General features: G+C 72.6%; 20 protein-coding genes and 2 tRNA genes. 9 read left to right on the forward strand and 13 right to left on the reverse strand.

The genetic code is table 11. The annotated features are described in order from the left end of the window. The first annotated feature begins 111 nt into the window (after positions 1-111). The gene (locus ACFYO8_RS17520) at positions 112-1434 is read left to right on the forward strand and encodes an extracellular solute-binding protein (RefSeq protein WP_354871600.1); all 1323 of its coding nucleotides are present in this window, start codon (positions 112-114) and stop codon (positions 1432-1434) included. A 39-nt stretch (positions 1435-1473) separates the two neighbouring features. On the opposite strand, the gene ACFYO8_RS17525 is transcribed toward ACFYO8_RS17520, so the two are convergent. The 5 genes from ACFYO8_RS17525 to ACFYO8_RS17545 form a co-directional block, all read right to left on the reverse strand. Continuing rightward, complete coding sequence (locus ACFYO8_RS17525) at positions 1474-1722, reverse strand: hypothetical protein (RefSeq protein WP_354871602.1); 249 nt, start codon at positions 1720-1722, stop codon at positions 1474-1476. Positions 1723-1901: 179 nt separating this feature from the next. Next, positions 1902-1978: transfer RNA gene (locus tag ACFYO8_RS17530), tRNA-Met, on the reverse strand. Between the two features lie 295 nt (positions 1979-2273). After that, positions 2274-2347: transfer RNA gene (locus ACFYO8_RS17535), tRNA-Met, on the reverse strand. Positions 2348-2507: 160 nt separating this feature from the next. Then, positions 2508-5495 (reverse strand): UPF0182 family protein, encoded by a 2988-nt coding sequence (locus ACFYO8_RS17540; protein WP_354871604.1) that lies wholly within the window; start codon positions 5493-5495, stop codon positions 2508-2510. Between the two features lie 128 nt (positions 5496-5623). After that, complete coding sequence (locus ACFYO8_RS17545; RefSeq protein ID WP_354871607.1) at positions 5624-6637, reverse strand: PDZ domain-containing protein; 1014 nt, start codon at positions 6635-6637, stop codon at positions 5624-5626. Positions 6638-6752: 115 nt separating this feature from the next. Here ACFYO8_RS17545 and ACFYO8_RS17550 point away from each other — a divergent pair, with 115 nt between their 5' ends. After that, entirely contained in the window at positions 6753-8024 is a 1272-nt protein-coding gene (locus ACFYO8_RS17550; RefSeq protein ID WP_354871610.1) for a zinc-dependent metalloprotease, read from the forward strand. Between the two features lie 87 nt (positions 8025-8111). Here the strand turns inward: ACFYO8_RS17550 and ACFYO8_RS17555 are convergent, their stop codons facing one another. Further along, positions 8112-8798 carry a hypothetical protein gene (locus tag ACFYO8_RS17555; protein ID WP_357708223.1) on the reverse strand — a complete coding sequence of 229 codons (687 nt, stop codon included), beginning with the start codon at positions 8796-8798 and terminating at the stop codon, positions 8112-8114. Positions 8799-8892: 94 nt separating this feature from the next. Beyond that, on the reverse strand, positions 8893-9414 hold the full coding sequence (locus tag ACFYO8_RS17560) for a M48 family metallopeptidase (protein WP_354871615.1): 522 nt from the start codon (positions 9412-9414) through the stop codon (positions 8893-8895). Positions 9415-9888: 474 nt separating this feature from the next. Between ACFYO8_RS17560 and ACFYO8_RS17565 the strand changes: the two genes are divergently transcribed. From ACFYO8_RS17565 to ACFYO8_RS17575, 3 genes are all read left to right on the forward strand, one after another. Further along, a complete protein-coding gene (locus ACFYO8_RS17565; protein ID WP_007464795.1) occupies positions 9889-10056 on the forward strand; it encodes a DUF5679 domain-containing protein in 168 nt (55 codons plus the stop codon). Positions 10057-10222: 166 nt separating this feature from the next. Then, the gene (locus ACFYO8_RS17570) at positions 10223-11344 is read left to right on the forward strand and encodes a TOMM precursor leader peptide-binding protein (RefSeq protein ID WP_355047443.1); all 1122 of its coding nucleotides are present in this window, start codon (positions 10223-10225) and stop codon (positions 11342-11344) included. A 10-nt stretch (positions 11345-11354) separates the two neighbouring features. Continuing rightward, positions 11355-12701 (forward strand): AarF/ABC1/UbiB kinase family protein, encoded by a 1347-nt coding sequence (locus ACFYO8_RS17575; RefSeq protein ID WP_354871617.1) that lies wholly within the window; start codon positions 11355-11357, stop codon positions 12699-12701. 318 nt (positions 12702-13019) lie between these two features. On the opposite strand, the gene ACFYO8_RS17580 is transcribed toward ACFYO8_RS17575, so the two are convergent. The 3 genes from ACFYO8_RS17580 to ACFYO8_RS17590 all read right to left on the reverse strand — a co-directional run bounded on the left by ACFYO8_RS17580 (position 13020) and on the right by ACFYO8_RS17590 (position 16041). After that, positions 13020-13385, reverse strand: coding sequence for a WhiB family transcriptional regulator (locus ACFYO8_RS17580; protein WP_091422217.1), 366 nt, complete (start codon positions 13383-13385; stop codon positions 13020-13022). Positions 13386-13515: 130 nt separating this feature from the next. Then, entirely contained in the window at positions 13516-13770 is a 255-nt protein-coding gene (locus ACFYO8_RS17585; RefSeq protein WP_184688293.1) for a hypothetical protein, read from the reverse strand. A gap of 129 nt (positions 13771-13899) precedes the next feature. Next, the gene (locus ACFYO8_RS17590) at positions 13900-16041 is read right to left on the reverse strand and encodes an ATP-dependent DNA helicase UvrD2 (protein WP_354871621.1); all 2142 of its coding nucleotides are present in this window, start codon (positions 16039-16041) and stop codon (positions 13900-13902) included. Positions 16042-16132: 91 nt separating this feature from the next. Here ACFYO8_RS17590 and ACFYO8_RS17595 point away from each other — a divergent pair, with 91 nt between their 5' ends. Then, the gene (locus ACFYO8_RS17595; RefSeq protein ID WP_354871623.1) at positions 16133-16375 is read left to right on the forward strand and encodes a mycoredoxin; all 243 of its coding nucleotides are present in this window, start codon (positions 16133-16135) and stop codon (positions 16373-16375) included. 56 nt (positions 16376-16431) lie between these two features. Here ACFYO8_RS17595 and ACFYO8_RS17600 read toward each other — a convergent pair whose 3' ends face one another. Next, complete coding sequence (locus ACFYO8_RS17600) at positions 16432-17685, reverse strand: MFS transporter (RefSeq protein ID WP_387257330.1); 1254 nt, start codon at positions 17683-17685, stop codon at positions 16432-16434. Positions 17686-17888: 203 nt separating this feature from the next. On the opposite strand from ACFYO8_RS17600, the gene ACFYO8_RS17605 reads away from it, so the two are divergent. The 3 genes from ACFYO8_RS17605 (at position 17889) to ACFYO8_RS17615 (ending at position 19644) form a co-directional block, all read left to right on the forward strand. Continuing rightward, complete coding sequence (locus ACFYO8_RS17605; protein ID WP_355095165.1) at positions 17889-18869, forward strand: helix-turn-helix transcriptional regulator; 981 nt, start codon at positions 17889-17891, stop codon at positions 18867-18869. A gap of 69 nt (positions 18870-18938) precedes the next feature. Next, positions 18939-19178 carry a DUF397 domain-containing protein gene (locus ACFYO8_RS17610; protein ID WP_354871628.1) on the forward strand — a complete coding sequence of 80 codons (240 nt, stop codon included), beginning with the start codon at positions 18939-18941 and terminating at the stop codon, positions 19176-19178. A 196-nt stretch (positions 19179-19374) separates the two neighbouring features. Further along, complete coding sequence (locus ACFYO8_RS17615; RefSeq protein ID WP_387257331.1) at positions 19375-19644, forward strand: hypothetical protein; 270 nt, start codon at positions 19375-19377, stop codon at positions 19642-19644. A 151-nt stretch (positions 19645-19795) separates the two neighbouring features. On the opposite strand, the gene nudC is transcribed toward ACFYO8_RS17615, so the two are convergent. Further along, positions 19796-20743 (reverse strand): NAD(+) diphosphatase, encoded by a 948-nt coding sequence (gene nudC, locus ACFYO8_RS17620; RefSeq protein ID WP_354871633.1) that lies wholly within the window; start codon positions 20741-20743, stop codon positions 19796-19798. Continuing rightward, a complete protein-coding gene (locus tag ACFYO8_RS17625) occupies positions 20740-22068 on the reverse strand; it encodes a M16 family metallopeptidase (protein WP_387257333.1) in 1329 nt (442 codons plus the stop codon). Before ACFYO8_RS17625 ends, nudC begins: the two co-directional genes overlap by 4 nt. Between the last annotated feature and the right edge of the window lie 8 nt (positions 22069-22076).

Genomic DNA, 22076 nt, shown 5'->3' on the forward strand with positions numbered 1-22076 from the left:
GCGGGTCGCTCGGCGTGCCCGTCGCCGTCCGCCCGGCACGGACGCCCGGCGTTGACACCCGGCCGGGGGCCGGTGAAATGATCCGTCCACCCCACCTTCGGAGAGAGACCCGTGCGCGCTGTGCAGTCCGTACCCCGTCCCGGGTTCGACCGGCGACGGTTCCTCGGCGCGCTCACCGGGCTGCCGCTGGCTGCCGGGCTGCCGGTGCTCGCCGGATGCAGCCCGGACGAGGTGGCCGCCGACGACGGCCCGGTCGAGCTGTCCGTGTTCTGGTGGGGCGGCGCCCGCCGGGCCGCGGCCACCGAGCGGGCGCTACGGCTGTACTCGCAGCAGAACCCGCGGGTCAGCTTCCGGGTCACCTGGCAAGGGCTGGGCGGCTACTACGACCGGATCGCCACCCAGGCCACCGGCGGGAACCCGCCGGACCTGTTCCAGATCGACGACACCCTGCTCGCCGAGTACGCCGGCCGGGACATCCTGCTCGACCTCACCCGGTATGTCGCCGACGAGCGGCTCGACCTGCGCGAGGTGCCGGAGCAACTGGCCCGCTACGGCCAGGTGGACGAGCGGACGGTCGGTGTGCCGGCCGCGCAGACGAGCGCGGCGCTGGTGTTCAACCGCCGGCTGCTGCGCCGGCTGGGCCAGCCCGAGCCGCGTACCGGGATGTCCTGGAAGGAGTACGCGTCCTGGGCCGCCCGCGTCACGCGCGCCTCCGGCAACCGGGTGGCCGGCACCATGGACGCCTCCGGCGACTACCGGGCGTTCTGGTTGTGGCTGCGGGGCCAGGGCAGCGAGCTGTACCAGGGGCGGCAGCTCGGGTTCGGCTCCGCCGAACTGCTCGCCTGGTTCGAGTTCTGGGAGGTGGCGCGCTTCGACCGGGCCACACCGAGCGCCGCCCTGGTCGAGCAGGCCGACAGCGGCGAGCTGGCCCGCCAGCTCGTGGTCACCGGGCACGCCGCTGCCTCCTTCGCCTGGTCGCACCAGTTGCCGGAGCTGCAGGGCCTGACCGACGACGAGTTGGGCGCGGTCGCCTTCCCGGGTACGCCCGCCGCGCAGTGGCCGCGCGCGTCGATGTACTGGGCCGGTTTCCGGGGCACCCGCCACCCGGGGGCGGTGGTGGACGTGCTCGACTTCCTGACCACGAACGTGGCGGCCGGCCGTCTCCTCGGCCTGGAACGCGGCCTGAACGCCAGCAAGCAGGTGCGCTCGTTCGTCGCAGAGGAGGTCACCGGCCGGGCCGAGAGGCGCATGGCCGCGCTCGGCGCCGAGCTGGAGGATCTGGCCGGGCCGTCGCCCGCACCTCCGCCCAAGGGGCACGCCGAGGTGCGCACGCTGCTGATCGAGGCGGCCGAGAGCATCCGCGCCAAGCGGGCCGGCGCCCGCACCGCCACCTCCCGCTTCATGGCGCAGGCCAACACCGCCCTGGCCCGGTAGCCCGCCCCACCCCCGCGCCGGGGGTGGGGCGGATCCGCGTCAGCGCGGGGGACGGTTGCGGCGTCCGCGGGTGAGCAGCAACACGAGCAGCACGATGCCGCCGACCACCACGAGGCAGCAGAGCAGGCCGACGATGCCGAACCCACCGCGGGAGCGCCGGCGTGCCGCCTCCACCACGATCTCGCCGGTGCCGGTGGACGCCCAGGCCGCGACCGGCACGAAGACCGAGAGCACGACCGTACCGAGGACCGCGCCCAGGCGGCCCCACCACTTGTTCCATGCAGACATGCCCCCATCCTCGCCGAGACCCGCAACCCGGGCACGGCGGACGGGGTGGATGTCGCCGAGTTGCCCGGCACGCTCGTCGTGGCGCTGATCGGCGTCCTGCTGTCGCGGCTGCTCGCCCTCACCGAGACGACCCCGGAATGAGTTCAGGCCCGGAATCCGTGGATTCCGGGCCTGAACCTTGGTAGCGGGGACAGGATTTGAACCTGCGACCTCTGGGTTATGAGCCCAGCGAGCTACCGAGCTGCTCCACCCCGCGTCGGCTCACATAGCTTATCGCACTCCGATCCTGGAGATCAGCCGGGTACCCGATCCCGGCCGCGCTCCGTCGCGGGCGTCCCCGGAGGGCCGGCGGGCATCATCCCGACACCGCTGGCCGAACCGGGACAGAGTACGGGAGCGCGCCCTTCACCTTGCCGCGCGCGACCGTGAGGAGGAGAGGACCGTGACCCCCGGAAGCAGCCTGGGATCGCCTCTGCGCCCCGGGTGAGCCCGAGCAGGGGTCGGTAACGGCGAAGGGCCCCGGAGAGAACTCCGGGGCCCTTCGTCACGAGTAGCGGGGACAGGATTTGAACCTGCGACCTCTGGGTTATGAGCCCAGCGAGCTACCGAGCTGCTCCACCCCGCGTCGGCTCGACAACCGTAGCGCATCGCCCCGGGGAGGCGCAAAACGGGTACCCACCGGTGGCGGCGCCGCCCGGGGCGTCCGCTCGACGGGACGGGACGAGCCCGCGGTCCGGGTGACCGTTGCGGTCCCGGACCACGGGCTCGTGGTGTCGGTCAGGGCGTCAGCCGCCCGGTGACGGCGCGGGTGAGGTCGGCGCCGGCGGCGAGACGCTGCCCGACGGCGCCGGGTTGCCCGAGCTGTTCGCCGCGGCCTGGGCCTGCTGGAACGCGCTCATCGCCTCGTCCAGCGCCTTCAGCGCGCGCCCGTACCGCTCGAAGTCACCGGACGCCTGCGCGGCCTTGACCTCGCCGATCGCGGTCTGCACCCGGGCGGCCGCCTGGGTCAGCTCCCCGCTCATCGGCGGCGTGTTGTTGTTGTCACCCCCGGTCGGCGGCGGCGTGGGGGTGTCGTCGGTGCTGGGCGGCGGGTTGTTGTTCGGCGCCCGCTTGCCCTGCTCGACGAGTTGCTTGATGCCGTCGCTGAGGTTGTTGGCGAGCACCACGTACGAGCCGCCGTCACCGTAGGAGAGCAGCACCTTCTGCAGCAGCGGGTACGCGTCCTGGCTGCTGCTCTTCACGTACACCGGCTCGACGTAGAGCATGCCGTCGGCGAACGGCAGCGAGAGCAGGTTGCCGTACTGCACCTGCGCCTGGTTGGAGGAGAGCAGGTTGAGCTGCTGCCGGATGTCGCCGTTGTTCGTCATCTGCTGGTGCACCTGTGTCGGCCCGGAGATCCGGGTCTGGTCCGGCAGCTCCAGCACCTCCAGTCTCGGCTGACCGTCGATGTACGACCCGGAGACCAGCGCGGCCAGGTTCTGCCGCCCGTTCGGGGTGACCGCGGAGGTCAACTGGAAGCGCGGCCCCTCCTGCCCGGGGAACTGGGTGAATAGGTAGTACGGCGGCTGCTTCTGCCCGCTGTCCGGCGCGTCCGGCACGTTCGGCACCTGCCAGAAGTCCTGGCCGGAGTAGAAGTCGCCGGGGTCGGTGACGTGGAACTTGGTGAGCAGGTTGCGCTGCACCTTGAACAGGTCGGCGGGGTAGCGGAAGTGCTCGGCCAGCTCCGCCGGGATGTCGCCCTTGGGCAGCACCAGGTCGCCGCCGAACGCCTTGTTCCACGCCTTGAGCACCGGGTCGGTGTCGTCGTACGAGTAGAGCTTGACCGTGCCGTCGTACGCGTCGACTGTCGCCTTCACCGAGTTGCGGATGTAGTTGACGTTCTCCCGGGCGAGCTGGAACGTGCCCCGGCCGGTCAGCTCGTCGGTCGTCTCGGCCTGGAGGTTGACCCGCTCGGCGTACGGGTAGGTCGCCGCGGTGGTGTAGCCGTCGATGATCCACAGGACACGCCCGTTGACCACCGCCGGGTACGGGTCGCCGTCGAGCGTGAGGAACGGCGCGACCTTCTCCACCCGGTCGCGCGGGTTACGCACGTACAGCAGCTTCGAGTTCTCGTTCACCGCCTCGGAGAGCAGGAAGTTCGACTCCTGCTCCTTGATCGCGTAGAGCAGCCGGCGCGGGAACGAGCCGATCTTGACGCCGCCCTCGCCGGTGTAGGTGTAGTACTGCTCACCGCCGGTGGAGGTGGGCCGGTCGAACTCGACGTTACGGTCGCCGTTCTGCCCGACGATCGCGTAGTCACCCGCCTCCATCCGCTCGCCGTAGTAGATCCGCGGCTGCTGGGCCGGGATCTCCTCGGTCGGCGCGGAGCACGCCTCCTGCGCCTTCTCGCCCAGATAGCCGGAGACGAAGTACGGCTGGCCGCCGCAGACCACCTGGTTCGCCGGGGCGGCCACCAGGCCGTACCCGTGGGTGTAGACGGTGTGGCGGTTGATCCAGTTGTTCTGCTGGTCGGTCAGCTCGCCGTAGTTGATCTCACGGACGCCGACCACGTAGTCGGAGGTCTTGTCCTTGACCGAGTACCTGTCGATGTCCAGCTTCGAGCCGAAGTCGTAGAAGCCACGGACCTGCTGGAGCTGCGTGTACGTCTCGGAGACGAGCTGCGGGTCGAGCAGCCGGATGTTCGACACCACCGAGGTGTCGGTGGCCAGGCTGGCGGGTGGCACGAGGTTGCTGGCGGCGTACGGCGTGGTCTTCGTGCCGTCGAGGCCGAACGCGGACCTGGTGGCCTTGATGCTGCGTTCGATGTACGGCGCCTCCTTGTCCCGGGCGCTCGGCTTGACCTCGAACGTCTGCACCGCCCACGGGTAGATGCCGCCGATCGCCACCGCGGAGACGCCGAGCAGGGCGAGCGAGATGCCCGGCCAGACCAGGTTCCGCATGACCGCGTTGGAGAACACGATGATCGCCAGGGCCACCACGATGGAGATCCAGGCGAGGATCTCCTTCGCCGGCAGCAGCGCGTTCACGTCGGCGTAGCCGGCGCCGTAGAGCTTGGCACCCTCGTTGTACTCCAGCAGCATGGCTCGCCGGTCCAGCACGTAGGCGACGGCCTTGAGCAGCACGAACACGGCGACCAGCGAGCTGAGGTGGGCCCGGGCGGCGTTCGTCATCCGGTCGCCGACGCCCTGGAGCCGCACCCCGCCGAAGATGTAGTGCACGGCGAGCGCGCCGAGCAGCGACAGCACCACGGTGGTGAAGCCGACGCCGAGCAGGTAGCGCCAGAACGGGAGCTGGAAGACGTAGAAGCCGACGTCGACGCCGAACTCCGGGTCCTTCACCCCGAAGTCGCCGCCGTTGCGGAACAGCAGCCACTGGGCCCACCGGCTCTGCGCGGAGAGGCCGGCGAACAGCCCGACGACGGCGGCGGCGAGCGCGATCCAGGTGCCGAGCCGCGGGCTCAGCAGCATCCGGTAGCGCTCCAGGGTCGCCTGCTCGGCCGAGTGCGGACGCATCCGGGGCCGCAGCCGGTACGCCAGCCAGAGGTTGCCGCCGACGATCAGCGCCATGCCGACGCCGATCACCAGGAACAGCAGCAGCCGGGTGACGAGCACGCCGGTGAAGATCTGGGTGTAGCGGACCTCGCCGAACCAGAGCCAGTCCGTCCAGGCGTTGACGCCCCACCCGAGGAGGGTGAACAAGACGAACACCCCGATCAGGACACCAATGGTGACGCGTCCGCGCCGGCTCATCCTCGGTAAGGGACTGCTACGCATGACCACTGTTTGGCTCCGCACGCTCGATGTGATCGGCTCCGACCAGGCACCAAGAGTACGGGGTGTTCCTGAGCACGTCGGGTCAAGGTCACGTCACGATCCGCCCGGTGGCCGCAGGCCGGCCCGCCTCAGCAGCGCGTCGGCTGTCCCCCGGACCGCAACGCTTCGAGCGCCCTCAACGCCTCGTCGAGCGTGGCGACCTTCAGCAGCGGCAGGCCCGGCTGCGGGTTGCGGACCGCCTCGGCGCAGTTGTCGGCGGGCACCAGGAACACCTTCGCGCCCGCGTCCTTGGCGCCGACCAGCTTCTGCGCGATGCCGCCGATCGGGCCGACCCGGCCCTCGTCGTCGATGGTGCCGGTACCGGCGATGATCTTTCCACCGGTGAGGTCGGCCGGCTCCAGCTTGTCGATGATGCCGAGCGAGAACATCAGCCCGGCGCTGGGACCGCCGATGTCACCCAGGTCGATCTTGAGGTTGAACGGGTGCGGCTGCTGCTGGTCGATCTCCACGCCGATCCGCGGCCGGCCGTCCTGTTCGCGGCTGGTCACCGTGGCGGTGCCCGGGGTGTCGCCCCGGCTGTAGCCGATCTTCAGCGCGGTGCCCGCCGGCTTGGACCGGATCAGCTCGGTCAGCTTGGCCGCGCTCGTCACCTGCACCCCGTCGACCGAGGTGAGCACGTCGTCGGGCCGCAGCACGCCGACCGACGGGCCGCCCGCCGTGACCGCCTTGACCAGCACCTTGACCGGGTAGCCCAGTTGGCGCAGCGCCGCCGTCTCGGCGCTGGTCTGCGAGTTCTGGAAGTCCTCCGCGTTGCGCTTCTCGACCTCCTCCTGCGACTCCCCCGGCGGGTAGACCAGCTCCCGCGGCACCACGGCCTCGTCCGAGGAGAACCATCCGGCCAGCGCCGACCGCAGCCGCACCGTCGGCTGCACACCGACAGTGGTGAGCCGGAGCTGACCGGCGGAGGTGGACGTCGCGCGGCCGGTCACCTGGATGACCTCCTTGCCGTCCTCGCGGCCCAGCGTGTTCACCGTCGGACCGGGGCCGAGCACCACGTACGGCAGCGGCACGCTCAGCACGCCGACGCTGAGCAGGGCGGTGAGCAGGGCACCGAGCAGGACGGTCACGCCGCGACGTCTCATGCGCCAGAGCGTACCGATCCGTCCCCCGCCATCCGGCGCGGTGACCGGCGGACTTCGCCCTCAGCGCAACGCCGAGTGGCACGACCTGCGGCGGGGCCCGCGTACCGTAGACGTCGTGCCTGATATTCCGTTCGGCTTCGCGCTCCCGGGTGGTCAACCACCAGACCCCAACGATCCCGCGGCGATGCAGCAGTTCATGTCGCAGTTGCAGCACCTGCTCTCGGCGCCGGGCAGCGGACCGGTCAACTGGGACCTCGCCCGGCAGGTAGCCGCCAGTCAGCTCGCCGCCGCCGGCGACCCGGCGGTGTCGCCGTTCGAACGCAACGCGGTCGAGGAGGCGCTGCGCATCGCCGACCTCTGGCTGGAGCCGGCGACCTCGTGGCCCTCCGGCATCCGCAGCTCGGTCGCCTGGAACCGCAACGAGTGGATCTTCAAGACGCTCGACGTGTGGCGCAAGCTCTGCGACCCGGTGGCCAGCCGGATGGTCGGCGCGATGGGCGACCTGGTGCCGCCGGAGGCCCGCGCCCAGCTCGGCCCGATGCAGTCGATGGTCGCCACACTCGGCGGCGCCCTCTTCGGCGGCCAGCTCGGCCAGGCGCTCGGCTCGCTCGCCGCCGAGGTGCTCTCCGCCGGCGACATCGGCCTGCCGCTCGGCCCCGCCGGCACCGCCGCGCTCGTTCCCGCCAACATCAAGGTGTACGGCGAGGGCCTGGAGCTGCCCGAGGACGAGGTACGCCTGTACGTGGCCCTGCGCGAGGCCGCCCACCAGCGCCTGTTCCAGCACGTGCCGTGGCTGCGCGGGCACGTGCTGGCGGCGGTGGAGAACTACGCCGCGGGCATCCGGGTCAACCGGGAGGCGATCGAGGAGGCGATGGGCCGGGTCGACCCGACCGACCCGGAGTCGATGCAGGCGATCGCGCTGGAGGGCATCTTCACGCCCGAGGACACGCCCGCGCAGAAGGCGTCGCTGGCCCGGCTGGAGACCGTGCTCGCGCTGGTCGAGGGCTGGGTCTGCCACGTCGTCGACAGGGCCGCCGGTGACCGCCTGCCCAACGCGGTACGCCTCGGCGAGGCGTTCCGCCGCCGCCGCGCGGCGGGTGGCCCGGCCGAGCAGACGTTCGCCGCGCTTGTCGGCCTCGAACTGCGGCCCCGTCGCCTGCGTGAGGCGTCGGTGCTGTGGGCGGCGCTCACCGAGCACCGCGGCATCGCCGGCCGGGACGCGGTCTGGGGCCACCCGGACCTGCTGCCCTCCGACGACGACTTCGCCGCGCCGGAGGCGTTCGCCACGACGAGCACCGATCTCGACGACGAGCTGGCGAACTTCGACTTCTCCGCACCGGGCGCCCCGGAGGAGAAGGCCCCGGGCGAGGACGACGACAAGCGCTGACGCGTACGCGACGGGGCCCGCACGGATCACCGTGCGGGCCCCGTCCGCGTCTGCGCCCCCGGCCCCGCCCCGCCGCCCGGCGGGGTGTCAGACGGGGTGGCCGGACAGCAGGGCGCGGGTGGCCTCCCAGCCCTCGACGGCCGGATCGAGGGCGGTCAGGTCGGCCGGGCCGCGCATCCGGCGCCAGCCGGCGGTGACCGCCACGTCCCCCGGGCTCGGCGCCGCTCGCCGCACCTCGGCCGGCTCGGTCGTGTCCAGATCCAGCGCCGGCAACCACTCCGGTACGGGCAGCCGCGCCGCCACCCCCAGCAGCCCGGTTCCGCCTCCCTCGGCGGGGGCCACCGCCACCGGCCGGGTGGTGAGCGGCCGGAGCAGCTTGCCGAGCGTCAGCCCGGGCACGTCCGGCGCGTCCGCCGCCACCACAGCCACCTGGTCGTAGCCGCCCGTGTGGGCCGCCCGGTCACCGGTGTCCACGACCCGGCCCCGAGCCGCCGCGCTCTCGGATCCATGCGCGGACGACTCCCCGGCCAACGCCGCGAACACCGCGTTCGGCGTCGGCTCGGCCACCTCGTACACCTGGGTGCCGGGCCAGACCACGGCGTCGGCCAGCCATCGGTCCCGGGCCGTGACCGCCACCGCGGTCTCCACCTCGTTCAGAGTGGCCAGCAGGTCCACCACGTCCTCGGCGAGCGCGGTACGCCAGCGCGTCGGATCGATTCCGGGCGGCGACCAGGTCACCGGGCCGAGCAGCGCCACCACCACACGTCGCGACATCCGCTGACCTTAACCCCACCGCCGGCCGGGTCCGCCCTCGATCATGACGTCGGCGCGACGGAGCGGACCAGACGCCGGCCGCGGCCAGGGGTGGTCAGGGGACGGCTGCGGTGGCGGCAACGCCCTCCAGGTAGCCGCGGGCCCGCTCCGATCTCGGATAGCGGGCGACGAGCGCCCAGAACTCGGCGTTGTGGCTGGGCACGATGAGATGAGCCAGCTCGTGCAGCAGCACGTAGTCGATCACCCAGTCGGGCATGTCCTGGACCCGGTGCGAGAGCCGGATGGTGCGGTCGGCGGGCGTGCAGGAGCCCCAGCGGCCGTTCTGGTTGGTCACCCAGCGGACGCTGGCCGGCACGGCGGCCGATCCGTACTCGGTCAGGTAGAGGTCGATCAGACGGGCGGCGCGGGCGAGCAGTTCGGCGTCCGAGCGGGTCAGCCGGCCCTCACGGGCGGCGAGCCGGGCGAGCATCCGGTCGACCCACTCGCTCTCCTCGGCCCGGGAGAACTGGTCGGGAATCAGCACGACGACGCGCTCCCCGTCCCGGTACGCGGACACCGTGCGCCGCCGACGCTGGCTGCGCCGCACCTCGACGACGGGCTTCCGCGTCACGGCCATTACCGGTCCGCGCAGCCTCGGTTGACTGTCACGAGGGAAAGCTAATGCGTACTGACCAGGGCTCCGCAAGAGTCAACACGACGACACGCGCCCGGAAAATGGCGGTTGATTGTCCGGAGTCCGGAAAAAATTCTTTGCGACGGTAGCTGACCATCACCTGACCGGCCCTGTTCACGTTAAGTGATCTACGACGGGTGACGGTCGGCGGGGCGGCGCGAAGGGGAGCTGGGCGCATTTCATCCGGCGTGTCCGCGCGAAACTGACTTATCCGACGTTACTCGGCATGCACACTCTCGACGTCGACTTGCTCACAGAGTCGGCGTACAGCTGACATGGAACCGCCCAGACCTGGGTAGGGTCCGCCAACCACGGTCAGGTGACTGGCCGCGGAGAACCCCCGGCGCCGGTGCCACGCGTGGGCCGCCGCAGGGAGACCCGCCGGACACCTCCGGCGGACGAGACGAGGAGGCTACCGTGGCCGACCAGGCCCAGACCTACAACGGTTACTGCGTGAAGTGCAAGGAGAAGCGGGACTTCGAGGGGCACGTGGAGGTCTCGAAGACCGGCATGAACATGGCAAAGGGCAAGTGCCCGGTATGCGGCACAACAGTGAACCGCATCCTGGGCAAGGCCAAGGTCTGACCCGTAGGACACACGGGGGAGGGCGGCCGGTGGCCGCCCTCCCCCGTCGCGTAGCCGACACAACTACCGGCTGGTTGTGGAAAACCGGCGAGATCCTGTGGACAACGCTGGCCACGGCACGCGCGGCTGTGGACAACGAGTGACGGATCGCGTGGAGACGGTCACGATGAGTTGCGTGACCGATCCGACACCGCTCGTCCGCCCCATCCTGCTGCCCGGCCTCACCCGGCTCTGGCGCGACCGGCACACGCTCCAGCTCGGCGAGCAGCCCGGCCGGGCGTTCCTGCTGGAGATTTCCTCGCCCGGGACCGCCCGCCTGCTCGACCTGCTCGACGGCACCCGCAGCGAACGCGCCGTGCTCGCCGAGGCGGGCGCCGCCCGGATCCCGTCCGACGAGGCCCGCGCCCTGCTCGACACGCTCCGGGACAACGGACTGGTGGTGCCGGCGCAGGCGCTGCTCCCCCGTGACCTCACCGGATCGGCCCGGGCCCGGCTGGCCGCCGAGGCCGCCGCGCTGGCGCTCGCGTCACCCGACCTGCCCGGCACCCCGGCTCGGCTGCTGCGCCGCCGCCGGGGCGCGCGGGTGCTGGTCACCGGCACGGGACGGCTCGGCGCGACGGTCGCCGTCGCGCTGGCCCAGGCCGGCGTCGGGCACGTCGTACCCGATCTGGCCGGCCCGGTCGGCGCCGGCGACCTGGCCGGGACCGGCCTGACCACCGCGGAGCTGGGCCGGCCGCTGGCACCGGCGGTACGCGCGGCGCTGGAGCGGTGCGCGCCCGGCACGGTCACCGCCCCGTTGCGGGGAACCCGGCCGGACCTGGTGGTGCAGCTCGGCGTCGACCGTCCGGCGGAACTGCTCGCCACCGGTTACGCCCGCCGGCGCCAGCCGCATCTGCTGCTCGATCTGCGCGGCGGCGTACCGGTGATCGGTCCGCTGGTCCGCCCACCCGCCGGTCCCTGCCTGCGCTGCCTCGACCTGCATCGCGGCGACCGGGATCCGGACTGGCCCGCGCTGGCCGCCCAGCTCGCCGCCGACCGGGGCGAGCGGGCCTGCGCCGTCGCCACCGGGCTCGCCGCGGCGGCCTTCGCGACGGCGGAGGTGCTGGCCCAGCTCGACGGCGGCCAGCCGGAGACGCTCGGCGGCGCGGTGGAGATCCGCGGTCCCGGCCGTGTCCGTCACCGACGGTGGCCGCCGCACCCCTCCTGTGACTGCTGCCGGCGTCGCCCGATCCGGTCGGTGCCGGTCGCTACCCGCCGCACGGCAGCAGCGGAGGCCCCGAGTCGGTAACAATGGCCGGGTGACCGACATCCCGCGCCGGGCCGTGTCCCGCACCGCCAAACTCGCCGCCCTGCCGCTCGGGTTCGCCGGTCGAACCGTGCTCGGCATGGGCAAGCGGATGACCGGCCTCGCGTCCGACGTCATCTCCGCCGAGATCCAGCAGCGCACCGCCGAGCAGTTGTTCAGCGTGCTCGGGCAGCTCAAGGGCGGGGCGATGAAGTTCGGCCAGGCCCTTTCGGTGTTCGAGGCGGCGTTGCCCGAGGAGGTCGCCGCGCCCTACCGGCAGGCGCTCACCAAACTCCAGGAGGCCGCGCCGCCGCTGCCGGCGGCCACCGTGCACAAGGTGCTGGCCGAGCAACTCGGCCCGGACTGGCGCGACCGGTTCGTCGAGTTCGACGACACTCCGGCCGCCGCGGCGAGCATCGGGCAGGTGCACCGCGCGGTCTGGCGCGACCCGGGGTACGGCCCGGCCGGTGGCCCTCTCCACCGGGACGTGGCCGTGAAGATCCAGTACCCGGGGGCCGGTGACGCCCTGCTGGCCGACCTCAAGCAGCTCTCCCGGCTCGGCGGCATGTTCCGGGCCATCCAGCCGGGGCTGGACGTGAAGCCGCTCCTGGCCGAGCTGCGCGAACGCATCACCGAGGAGCTGGACTACGAGCTGGAGGCGGAGTCGCAGCGGGCGTTCGCCGCCGCGTACGCCGACGACCCGGACATCTTCATCCCGGAGGTGCTCGACGCCGCGCCGCGGGTGCTGATCACCGAGTGGGTGGAGGGCATCCCGCTGTCCCAGATCATCCGGGAGGGCACCGAGGAGCAGCGGAACGAGGCCGGCCGGCTGATGGCCGAGCTGCACCTGTCCGCGCCGGAGCGGGCCGGGCTGCTGCACGCCGACCCGCACCCGGGCAACTTCCGGCTGCTCCCGGACGGGCGGCTCGGTGTGATCGACTTCGGGGCGGTGGCCCGGATGCCGCAGGGCACCCCGGAGCCGATCGGCCGGATCGCGGCGCTGGCGCTGCGCGGGGACGCCGACGCGGTGGTGGAGGGGCTGCGCGCCGAGGGCTTCGTCAGCCGTACCGAGTCGATCGACGCCCCGTCGGTGCTCGACTTCCTCCGCCCGATGCTGGAGCCGATCGCCGCCGACGAGTTCCGCTTCACCCGGGCCTGGCTGCGCGCCGAGGCGACCCGGCTGGCCAGCCCGCGCTCCCCCGCCTACCAGCTCAGCCGCCAGCTCAACCTGCCCCCGTCGTACCTGATGATCCACCGGGTGACGCTGGGCTCGATCGGTGTGCTCTGCCAGTTGGAGGCGAAGGCGTCCTACCGGTCGATCCTGGAACGCTGGCTGCCGGGCTTCGCGCCGGTGCCCTGAGCACCATCCTGCGCCGAGGAACGGCGAAGGGGCGGTGACCTGTCGGTCACCGCCCCTTCCTCATGTGTTCGTTCTACAGAACGCCCAGGTCGCGGGCCGACTGGCTGCGACTCCGCATGGCGACGTTACGGGCGGAACGGGTTGCCTCAGTGCTCGTGGTGGTGCGACCGGCCTGAGGCCGGCGCATTCGGGCCCTGGACAACGCTTCGTGGAGTAGTTGCATCTCGAATCCGTTCGGCAGGTTCAGCATCAGAATTTCTCTCTCAGGTCGGCCGGTGGAGGGACACCGGCATCGGTCGGGCTCGGTTCGTAGGTGTGTCAGGCTGCCAGCCGGACGGAGTTCCGCGACTCGGACAGCCCGCTGGCCGCCAGTCGCGCCTCCGCCTCGACCCGGAGCTGCGCGTCACGGGCGAGGTCCTCCTTGCGCGGACGGCCACGGGGCCGCTTGCGCGGGACGACCGCGCCACGCTCGAAGATCTCGCCGCCCCAGACGCCCCAGGGCTCGGCTCGCTCGACCGCGCCGGCCAGGCACTCGACGCGCAGCGGGCAGTCCCCGCAGAGCGACTTGGCCAGCTCCAGCTCGGCGGGCGAGTCGGAGAACCACAGGTCGGGGTCGAACTTCCGGCAGGGCAGGTTCGCCTCCACCTCGACGCTCACGTCGAGTGGGGCCAACGCCAGACTCATCCTCCGGTCACCTCTCTCTCACTTCGATCTCGTGGATCGCATTCCGACGTACTTCGGCGGGACAAAAAACTGAGGCCGCGGATCCCGGTAGCGGGTTCCGCGGCCTCGAGGTGAGCCGGCGTCTGATGGATCAGACCGGTCTACCTCGAGGTGGAACGCCGCGGACATCCGTGCGCTTCTTGGCGCCATCGATGCCCATGCCCGCGAAGCCACTGGTCCCCTCGACTCCGGCGATCGGCGCAACGGTCAGGTTCAGCTCGGCCTGAACCTGGACCTGGTGCACCTGCGGAACCGACGGTCGAGCAGCGAGGGCCACCCGGACAGCCGACAGCGGAGCGACGGCAGACGGCATCGCCGCGAGACGCTCATAGTTGAAGATCTTCATTGGTGCCACCTCCCTACTCTCCTCGTGCCGACCACGGACTCATCCCCCTTGAGCAGCCAGAACGACGCCGCTCGCGAGGTGTGTCCTGAGGCTATTCCTCGCCCTCGGGGGAGGGCAAACGATTTAAGGCTAGATTTCGAAAGTTTTCTGCGGGCAGACCTCGTCCACGGTGGAGCCCGCCACCAGGGCCAGCACCGTATCGCCGTAAAGCCCCACTTTTCGGGGCCCGATCCCGGCGATCGCCACCAGTTCCTCGGTGCGGCCGGGCTTCCGCTCGGCCAGCGCGGTGAGCGTGGCGTCGGTGAAGACCACGTACGCCGGCACCTTCTGCGCGCCGGCCACCCGCTGCCGCCACTCGCGCAGGCGCTCGTACAGCTCATCGTCGATGTCCGACGGGCAGGTCGGGCAGCGGCCCAGTTTGCGGTCCGCGCCGGCGAGCAGCGTGGCGCCACAGATCCGGCAGGAGACCACCTGCGGCCGGCGCCGCTCGGCCCGCCGCGCCGGTCCGGCGCCGCCGGCCCGTTCCCCGCCGCGGGCCCGTTCCCCGCCGCCGGAGCGGTCGAGCTGCGGCAGGAACCGCGACGGCCGCCGGGACCGGCCACCGGGCGAGCGCGAAGTGGCGTACGACAGCCAGAGCCACTCCCGCGCCCGGGTGATCCCGACGTAGAGCAGCCGCCGCTCCTCCTCGACCTGCTCCATTGTCTTCGCGTACGTGGTGGGCAGCGTGCCCTCGGCCAGCCCGACCAGGAACACCGCGTCCCACTCCAGCCCCTTCGCCGAGTGCAGCGACGCGAGCGTCACCCCCTCGACGGTGGGCACGTGCTGCTGGGCGGCCCGCCGGGCGAGTTCCTCGGTGAAGCCGGTCAGGCCGGGCTCGTCCTCGGCTTCCGCCGCGTACTCCTCGGCGAGCTGGACCAGCGCGGCGAGCGCCTCCCACCGCTCACGGGCGGCGCCGCCGGGCGGGGGCGCGTCGGGCGCCCAGCCGACGGCGGTGAGCGCCTCCACCACGGCGGCCGGCAGCGGGGTCCCCGGGTCGGCCGACCGGGTGGCGGCGCGCAACGCGATCATCGCCTGGCGCACCTCGGGCCGCTCGAAGAACCGCTCCGCGCCCTGGAGCACGTACGGCACCCCGGCCTCGGAGAGCGCCTTCTCGTACGCCTCGGACTGCGCGTTGGTGCGGAACAGCACCGCGATCTCCCGCGCCGGGGTGCCGCCCGCGACGAGCGCCCGGCAGCGGGCGGCGACCGCGTTCGCCTCGGCCGGCTCGTCGGTGAAGATCCGCAGTTCCGGTTCCGGGCCGGGCCGGCGCTGGCCGTGCAGCTCCAGCCGCAGCCGCGCCTCGGCGCCCCGGGCCTGGGAGATCACCGCGTTGGCGAGCCCCACCACCTGCGGGGTGGAGCGGTAGTCGCGGACCAGCCGGACCACAGTCGCGCCCCGACGCAGCCGGGGGAAGTCGACCAGGTACGACGAGGTGGCCCCGGTGAACGAGTAGATCGTCTGACTGGCGTCGCCGACCACCGTCAGGTCGTCCCGGCCGCCCAGCCACGCCTCCAGCAGCCGCTGCTGGAGCGGGTTGACGTCCTGGTACTCGTCGACCACGAAGTGCCGGTACTGGTTACGCACCTGCTCGGCCACGTCCGGGTGCTCCTCGATGCCCCAGACCGCCGCGCGCAGCATGTCCTCGAAGTCGATCACGCCGTTGCCGCGCTTGAGCCGCTCGTACGCGTCGAACACGTCGGCCACCCGGGCCGGCTCGTACGGCGTCTCGCGCAGCGCCTTGGCCGCGGCGACCACGTATTCCCCGGGCTCGACAAGCGACGACTTGGCCCACTCGATCTCGGCGGACAGGTCCCGCGCGGCGGCCCGGTCGGCGCGCAGGCCGACTTTGGCGGCGGCCAGCGTGACCACCCGCACCTTGCTGTCCAGCAGCTCCGGCATGGCCCGCCCGGCCAGCAGCCGGGGCGCGAAGTAGCGGACCTGCCGCAGCGCCGCGGCGTGGAACGTGCGCGCCTGCACACCCTGCACCCCGAGCACGGTGAGACGGCTTCGCATCTCGGCGGCGGCACGGGCGGTGAACGTGACCGCCAGCACGTGGCGACCGGCGATGTCGCCGGTCAGCGCCCGGTACGCGATCCGCGACGTCACCGCCCGGGTCTTGCCGGTGCCGGCGCCGGCCAGGATGCAGACCGGCCCGGCCGGGGCGGTGACCGCGGACCGCTGCTCCGGATCCAGTCCGGCCAGCACCCGTTCCGCACCTGAGTGAACACCCACAGCAGGGAATCATCCCAGCATCGTCCGACGTTGCAGCGGTTAGCCTGGCCTGATCGGACCGGGCGCGAGTCACCCCCTGGAGGAGCAGACCATGCTGACGATGTATTCCACCCCGTGGTGCGGCTACTGCCACCGGCTGAAGTCGCAGCTCGACCGGGAGGGCATCGCGTACGAGGTGGTCGACATCGAGCAGGACCCCGCGGCCGCGGACTTCGTGATGGGCGTCAACGGTGGCAACCAGACCGTCCCGACGCTGCGCTTCGCCGACGGCAGCGCCCTGACCAACCCCTCGATCACCCAGGTCAAGCAGCACCTGGCCGCGCTGCCCGGCTGATCTCCCGCGACGCCGCGAGCGGCCGTACCCGGATCGGGTGCGGCCGCTCGTCGCGTTCAGGACCCCCCGGGGCTGAGCACCCCGTCGTCGGCCGGCCACCGGGGCGCCGGGATCCGGACCGGCGCCGCGACCGGCGTGGTCAGCCCGCGACCCCGCCACAGGTAGAGGCCGGCCGCCGTGGTGACCACCCCCACCACCGCGAACAGCAGCCGGTAGTCGAACACGCCGACGAGCAGCGCACCGCTGCCGATGGAGAGCGCCTGCGGACCGCTGACCAGGGCCTCGGACGCGGCGGTGACCCGGCCCAGCAGCCGCGGCGGGGTCCGCCGCTGGATCAGCGTGTTCAACCCCACCATGGTCAGCGGCAGCGAGAGGCCGGCCAGCAGCAGCGCCACCACCCCGAGCCACAACCGGGGGTACGCGAGCGCCAGCGCGGCCGGTCCGAAGAACGTCACGCCCGCGGCGAGCGCGCCGACCTCGCCGAACCGGCGGACCACGGCGGCCGAGAACAGGCCGCCGGCCAGGCCGCCGACGCCCTGCACCATGACGAGCACGCCGACGAACGCGGCGTCGCGGCGCAGGCCCAGATCGACGTACGCGAAGATCAGCGACTCGGTGAAGCCCATCACCAGCGAGCCGAGCCCGTACCCGAGCAGCGCCCGGCGCAGCGCCGGCTCGCCGGTCAGGTGGCGCAGCCCCGCGCTCAGCTCGGACGGACCGCGGCGGGCCGGCCGTGGCGGTGTGCCCTCCACGACGCGCAGCCGCGCGACCACCGCCGCCGCCGTCAGGAAGCCGGTCATGGCCATGACGACGAGCAACCATCCGCCCACCACGGCGTAGACACCGGCCCCGGTCAGCGGCCCGATCAGCCGCAGGCCCTGCCGGACGGTCTGCAGCAGTCCGTTCGCGTCGGCCAGCAGCTCGGCCGGGACCAGATGCCGGATGAGTCCGTTCAGCACGGCGGCGAGCGTGATGTACGACAGCCCGTAGAGCGCGGCGACCACGTAGATCACCCAGACGTCGGACCGGTCCCGGACGGCGAGCAGCGGGCTGAGCAGCACTGCCGCGACCAGGTTGGCGGCGATGAAGAACGGTCGCCGGCGGCAGCGGTCGACCACCCAGCCGACCAGTGGGGCGAGCGCCATCGGCGCGATGACCGCGAAGATGGTCGCCCCGGCCATGCTGTCCGAACCGGTCAGGTCCTTGACCCAGACGGCCAGGGCGAGCAGCAGGACCGACTCCGCCGCCATGCTCGCGACGAGCGCGGCGAAGAGGAGACGGAAGTCGGGGCGGCGCAGGACGGTGCGCATCGATTCCCTCCGGAGGGGGTGCGCCACCAGGGCGCGTCGGGGGCGGGCGCAGGTGAAGACGCCCTCCACAGTCCTCTTTTTGTCACGTGACACGCCCTCGCCGGAACCTCCGGCGCCGGTCGCGCCGTCCATACTGACCGTGGGGGGCGAATTTCATACAGTTACCGTTGCGTCAAGCGACGGTCGACGGGAAAGAGGACGCCGTGCCTCCTGCCGTACCAGGCCCGATTCTGCGCCGTCGCCGGCTCGGCACCGAGCTGCGCCGGCTCCGCGAACAGGCCGGTCTGACCGGTGACCAGGTCATCGAGCGGATCGGCTGGGCCTCCGCATCCAAGCTGTCCCGCCTGGAGAACGGCCGCAGCCGTCCCGACCCGGACGACGTGGACGCGTTGCTGACGCTCTACGGCGCCGACGAGGAGCAGCGCGCCGAGCTGACCGGCATCACCCACGAGGCCGGCGACATGCGCGGCTGGCTGCGCAACTTCCCGGTGATGACCCAGCAGCAGCGCGCCTTCGCCGAGCTGGAGGGCGGTTGCGCGGAGATCTCCGAGTACAACCCGGTGCTGGTGCCGGGGCTGTTGCAGACGCCCGGGTACGCCCGGCACCGGATCATGTCCGCAGCGCAGGTGGCCGCCGAGGCCGGCGACCCGGAGAGCGAGGATCCCGAGACCGAGGTACGCGCCCGGCAGGCCCGCCAGTCGCTGCTGACCCGCTCCCCCGACGTGCCCCGCTACACGGCGGTGCTGGAGGAGGCCGCGCTCGGCCGCCGGGCCGGGCCGCCGGAGGTGCTGCACGAGCAGCTCGTCCACCTGTGCGAGATGGCGCAGCTTCCGAACGTGACGCTGCGCCTGCTGCTGCGGGACACCCGGGTCGGTGACTGGTTCCTTCCGCCGACCGCGTTCTCGGTCTACCGGTTCGCCGATCCCCTCGATCCGGAGACGCTCGCCATCGAAGGTGGGTTCACCGACGTCATGTCGACCGAGGCAAACACCCTAAATCGCTATAAAGTGGTGTTCGAGTGGCTATGCTCGTCGGCGCTCTCCGCATCGGACACCCTCTCCTGGTTGATCGAGGCGACAGGACGGCTGACCGGCACGGCAGTCGAGTCCACGGTGGCGTACGGGCCGGCAACGGCGCCGGCCCAACGTCGCCGGGACTCGGGGCGCCTCACCAAGGAGCGGTGATCCGACACGGACGCTGCCCGCGCGGGTGCCGCTCGTCCCCATCGGAGCACCTCACCAGGAGCAAGCACCATGAACGAGACCCGCACCAGCACGACCGCCCTCTCGGCACGGCTCGCCGGCGCCGCCTGGCGCAAGAGCACCCGCAGCCAGACCTCCAACTGCGTGGAGGTCGCGCCGCTCGACTCCGGGCCGGCGACGGTGGCGCTGCGGGACAGCAAGGACCCGAGCGGACCTGTCCTGCTGTTCGACCGGGCCGGCTGGCTCGGCTTCCTCGCCGGCACCAAGAGCGGTCAGTTCGATCTGGACTGATCCGGCGAACCACGGGGGCCGTCGGCGCGAACCGGCGGCCCCCTCACCTGTCCGTCCTCGACAACGGTGCTGACCTGGGATCCCCCGATCGGTCGAGGTGGTGCGTTTCCCTTGCCGGGCGGAAACATCGGCGTAACATGACGCGGGAGTGACGTGGAAGTTCCAGCGTGTAACCGCCGATTGTCCGGGGGACACCATGCGGTTCCTGATCGTCCGCACCGAGATCCGTACCGTCGCCGACGCCGAGATCGCCGCCGCCTGGGCCGGCGGTCGCCGGCTGCGGGACGAGAAGAGCACGCCGGAACCCCGCCGCCAGGTCGTCCACGCCGAGGACCGGGACGCCGCCCTCCTGCTCGCCCGCGCGCTGTCCGCCGTCGGGGCGGTACGCGCCGGCCGGCACCGGGTCAAGGTGCTGCCGATCGAGGAGCCCGCCGCCTGGCACCAGTACCGCTGGGACGGTGGATGACCGGACGCTCACGTCCGTCGCCGGCCGGACCGGCCTCCCTCGCCGTTCCCCGCCACACCCGGCCACGACGGAACGTGTTCCCGGCCCGCGGCCGTCGCGGCAACGACGGCCCGGGTCGGGGCCGCGTCCATCTCGGCGCCCGGGCAGGTGGTCAGCAGTGGCCGTCGAGCCAGCGGTGCACCAGGAACAACGCGATCGACGACGGCGGCGGCAGCACCAGCCGGTCTCCCCCACCGACCGGCACCGGTTCGTCCGCGAGCGCCGCGCCGATCTCCCGGCGGGTGAACCAGCGCGCGTGCGCGATCTCGGCCAGGTCGACCCGGATCGGCGCGTCCGCGTCGGCGCGGGCCAGGAAGCCCAGCATCAGCGAGCCCGGGAAGGGCCAGGACTGGCTGCCCACGTACGCGATCTCGTCGACCGGGACGCCGACCTCCTCGCGGACCTCGCGGAGCACGGCGGCCTCGGCCGACTCGCCGGGCTCGACGTATCCGGCCAGGCAGGAATAGCGGCGCATGCCCGGGGTGCGCGGCCATGTCGCGTTGTTGCCGAGCAGGCAGCGGCCGTCCGGGCCGTTCACCCCGTCGTGCACCAGCACGATCATGGCCGGGTCGGTGCGCGGCCAGACCCGGTCACCGTGCGGGTCGATCCGCGACCAGCCGGCCTCGTCGGCGCGGGTCGGCTTGCCCGTCGTCGACGAGTAGCCGTGCCGCAGGTGCCAGTTGAGCAGCGCGAGCCCGGTGGTGAACAGGCCCGCGTCCCGGTCGGTCATCAGATGGCCGACCTCGCGCAGGTGGGCCGGACGGGTGTCCGGCAGCACCGGCAGCGGCCCGTCCACAGCGAAGACCGGGACGCCGTCCGGCTCGACGCCGAGGAACATCGGCACCGACCGGGGCACCTCGGTCAGCTCACCGGGAGCGACCAGGACCAGCTCCGGCGGGGCCGCCGCGCCCCGGACCAGCGCCCTCCCCTCGGCGGCGGAGTCGAGCACCAGCACCCGGGCCCGCTCCCACGCCTCGGTCAGCCAGGCCGGGTCGGCACGCCGGTGCGCGGCCCGGTCGAGCGTGGACCGGGCCAGCGGCGGCGCGGATTCGCCGCTCATGCCGATTCCGTACGCACCGGTGTCAGCGCGGCGAGCGAGTCGGCCACCCGCGCCGCGTCGCCGAGCACGACGGTGACCGCGCGCGCCGGCGCCAGGTAACGGGCGGCCACCTCGGCCACGTCGTCCACCGTCGCGGCGGCCAGCCGGGCGGCGTGCTCGGCGAGGAAGTCCAGCCGCAGCCCGTTGCCGGCGTACGCGCTGGTCAGCGACGCGAGACCAGCCTGGGTGGACATCCCGAGCTGGAGCGTGCCGAGCGCGTACTGACGCGCCTGATCCAGCTCGTCGGGCTTCGGCGGCACAGTCGCCAGGCGGCCCAGCTCGTAGGTCGTCTCCACCAGCGCCGCCGCTGTCACCTCGGTGGCCACCTCGGCACCGGCGACGAGCAGCGAACCGGCCACCGAGTGCTCCACGAGCGAGCGCGGCCCGTACGTGTAGCCCTTGTCCTCACGGATGTTCTCCACCCAGCGGGAGGAGAAGTAGCCGCCGAAGATCAGGTTGGCGAGCTGCAGCGCGGCGTGGTCCGGATGCGTACGGGGCACCGCCGGGAGCGCGAGGCGTACCGAGGACTGCACCGAGCCGGGCCGGTCGACGAGCAGCAGTGGCCCGGGTTCCAGCGGCGGCGCGGGCGGCAGCTCGGCGATGTGGCCGTCACCGCGCCACCCGGCGAGCGCCTTCTCGGCCGCGTCCAGCGCCCGCTCCGGCGCCACGTCGCCGACGAGCACCAGCACCGCGCCGGCGGGGTGCACCCGCTCGGCGTGCAGCCGGCGCAACGCGGCCGGGCGGACCGCCCGGACCTGGTCCGGGTCGGGCGTCTGCACCGCGTACGGGTGCCGGCCGTACACCCGCTTGAGCAGCGCGGTGCGGGCCAGGTGGGACGGCTGGCTCTGGGCGACCTGGATGCGGTCGACCAGCCGGTCCCGCTCGGTCTCCACCCAGTCGGCCGGGTAGGCGGCGCCGGTGAGCACCTCGGCCAGCAGCTCCAGCATCCGGTCCAGCCCGGTGACCAGGCCCGCGCCGGAAAGCATCAGCCGATCCGGGTCGACACCGGCGGTCAGCCCGCCGCCGACCTTCTGCAACTCGGCGGCCAGCTCGGTGGCGCTGTGCGCCTCGGTGCCGGAGAGCATGGTCTGCGCCAGCATCGCGCCACGGGCCAGGTGGGTACGTCCGAACGGCATCCACAGCCGCAGCTCGACCAGCGGTACGGCGGAGCGGCGTACCGCGATCACGGTGAGGCCGTTGCGGAGCGTGCGCTCGGCCTGCTTCGGCACCTTGAGGCGGCGGTTGGGACCGAGCGCCGGCAGCGGCCGGACGGTGGTCGTAGTCACTGGGCCAT

Origin of the sequence: Micromonospora sp. NPDC005257 (genome assembly GCF_042872445.1) — a bacterium.
Lineage (GTDB): Bacteria > Actinomycetota > Actinomycetes > Mycobacteriales > Micromonosporaceae > Micromonospora.

Coding starts and splice junctions, on each gene's coding strand:
- ACFYO8_RS17600 (WP_387257330.1), bottom strand. CDS start 17,685: ATGCGCACCGTCCTGCGCCGCCCCGACTTCCGTCTCCTCTTCGCCGCG.
- nudC (WP_354871633.1), bottom strand. CDS start 20,743: ATGAGCGGCGAATCCGCGCCGCCGCTGGCCCGGTCCACGCTCGACCGG.
- ACFYO8_RS17545 (WP_354871607.1), bottom strand. CDS start 6,637: ATGAGACGTCGCGGCGTGACCGTCCTGCTCGGTGCCCTGCTCACCGCC.
- ACFYO8_RS17585 (WP_184688293.1), bottom strand. CDS start 13,770: ATGAAGATCTTCAACTATGAGCGTCTCGCGGCGATGCCGTCTGCCGTC.
- ACFYO8_RS17610 (WP_354871628.1), top strand. CDS start 18,939: ATGAACGAGACCCGCACCAGCACGACCGCCCTCTCGGCACGGCTCGCC.
- ACFYO8_RS17555 (WP_357708223.1), bottom strand. CDS start 8,798: ATGTCGCGACGTGTGGTGGTGGCGCTGCTCGGCCCGGTGACCTGGTCG.
- ACFYO8_RS17615 (WP_387257331.1), top strand. CDS start 19,375: ATGCGGTTCCTGATCGTCCGCACCGAGATCCGTACCGTCGCCGACGCC.
- ACFYO8_RS17595 (WP_354871623.1), top strand. CDS start 16,133: ATGCTGACGATGTATTCCACCCCGTGGTGCGGCTACTGCCACCGGCTG.
- ACFYO8_RS17560 (WP_354871615.1), bottom strand. CDS start 9,414: ATGGCCGTGACGCGGAAGCCCGTCGTCGAGGTGCGGCGCAGCCAGCGT.
- ACFYO8_RS17540 (WP_354871604.1), bottom strand. CDS start 5,495: ATGCGTAGCAGTCCCTTACCGAGGATGAGCCGGCGCGGACGCGTCACC.
- ACFYO8_RS17580 (WP_091422217.1), bottom strand. CDS start 13,385: ATGAGTCTGGCGTTGGCCCCACTCGACGTGAGCGTCGAGGTGGAGGCG.
- ACFYO8_RS17570 (WP_355047443.1), top strand. CDS start 10,223: ATGAGTTGCGTGACCGATCCGACACCGCTCGTCCGCCCCATCCTGCTG.
- ACFYO8_RS17525 (WP_354871602.1), bottom strand. CDS start 1,722: ATGTCTGCATGGAACAAGTGGTGGGGCCGCCTGGGCGCGGTCCTCGGT.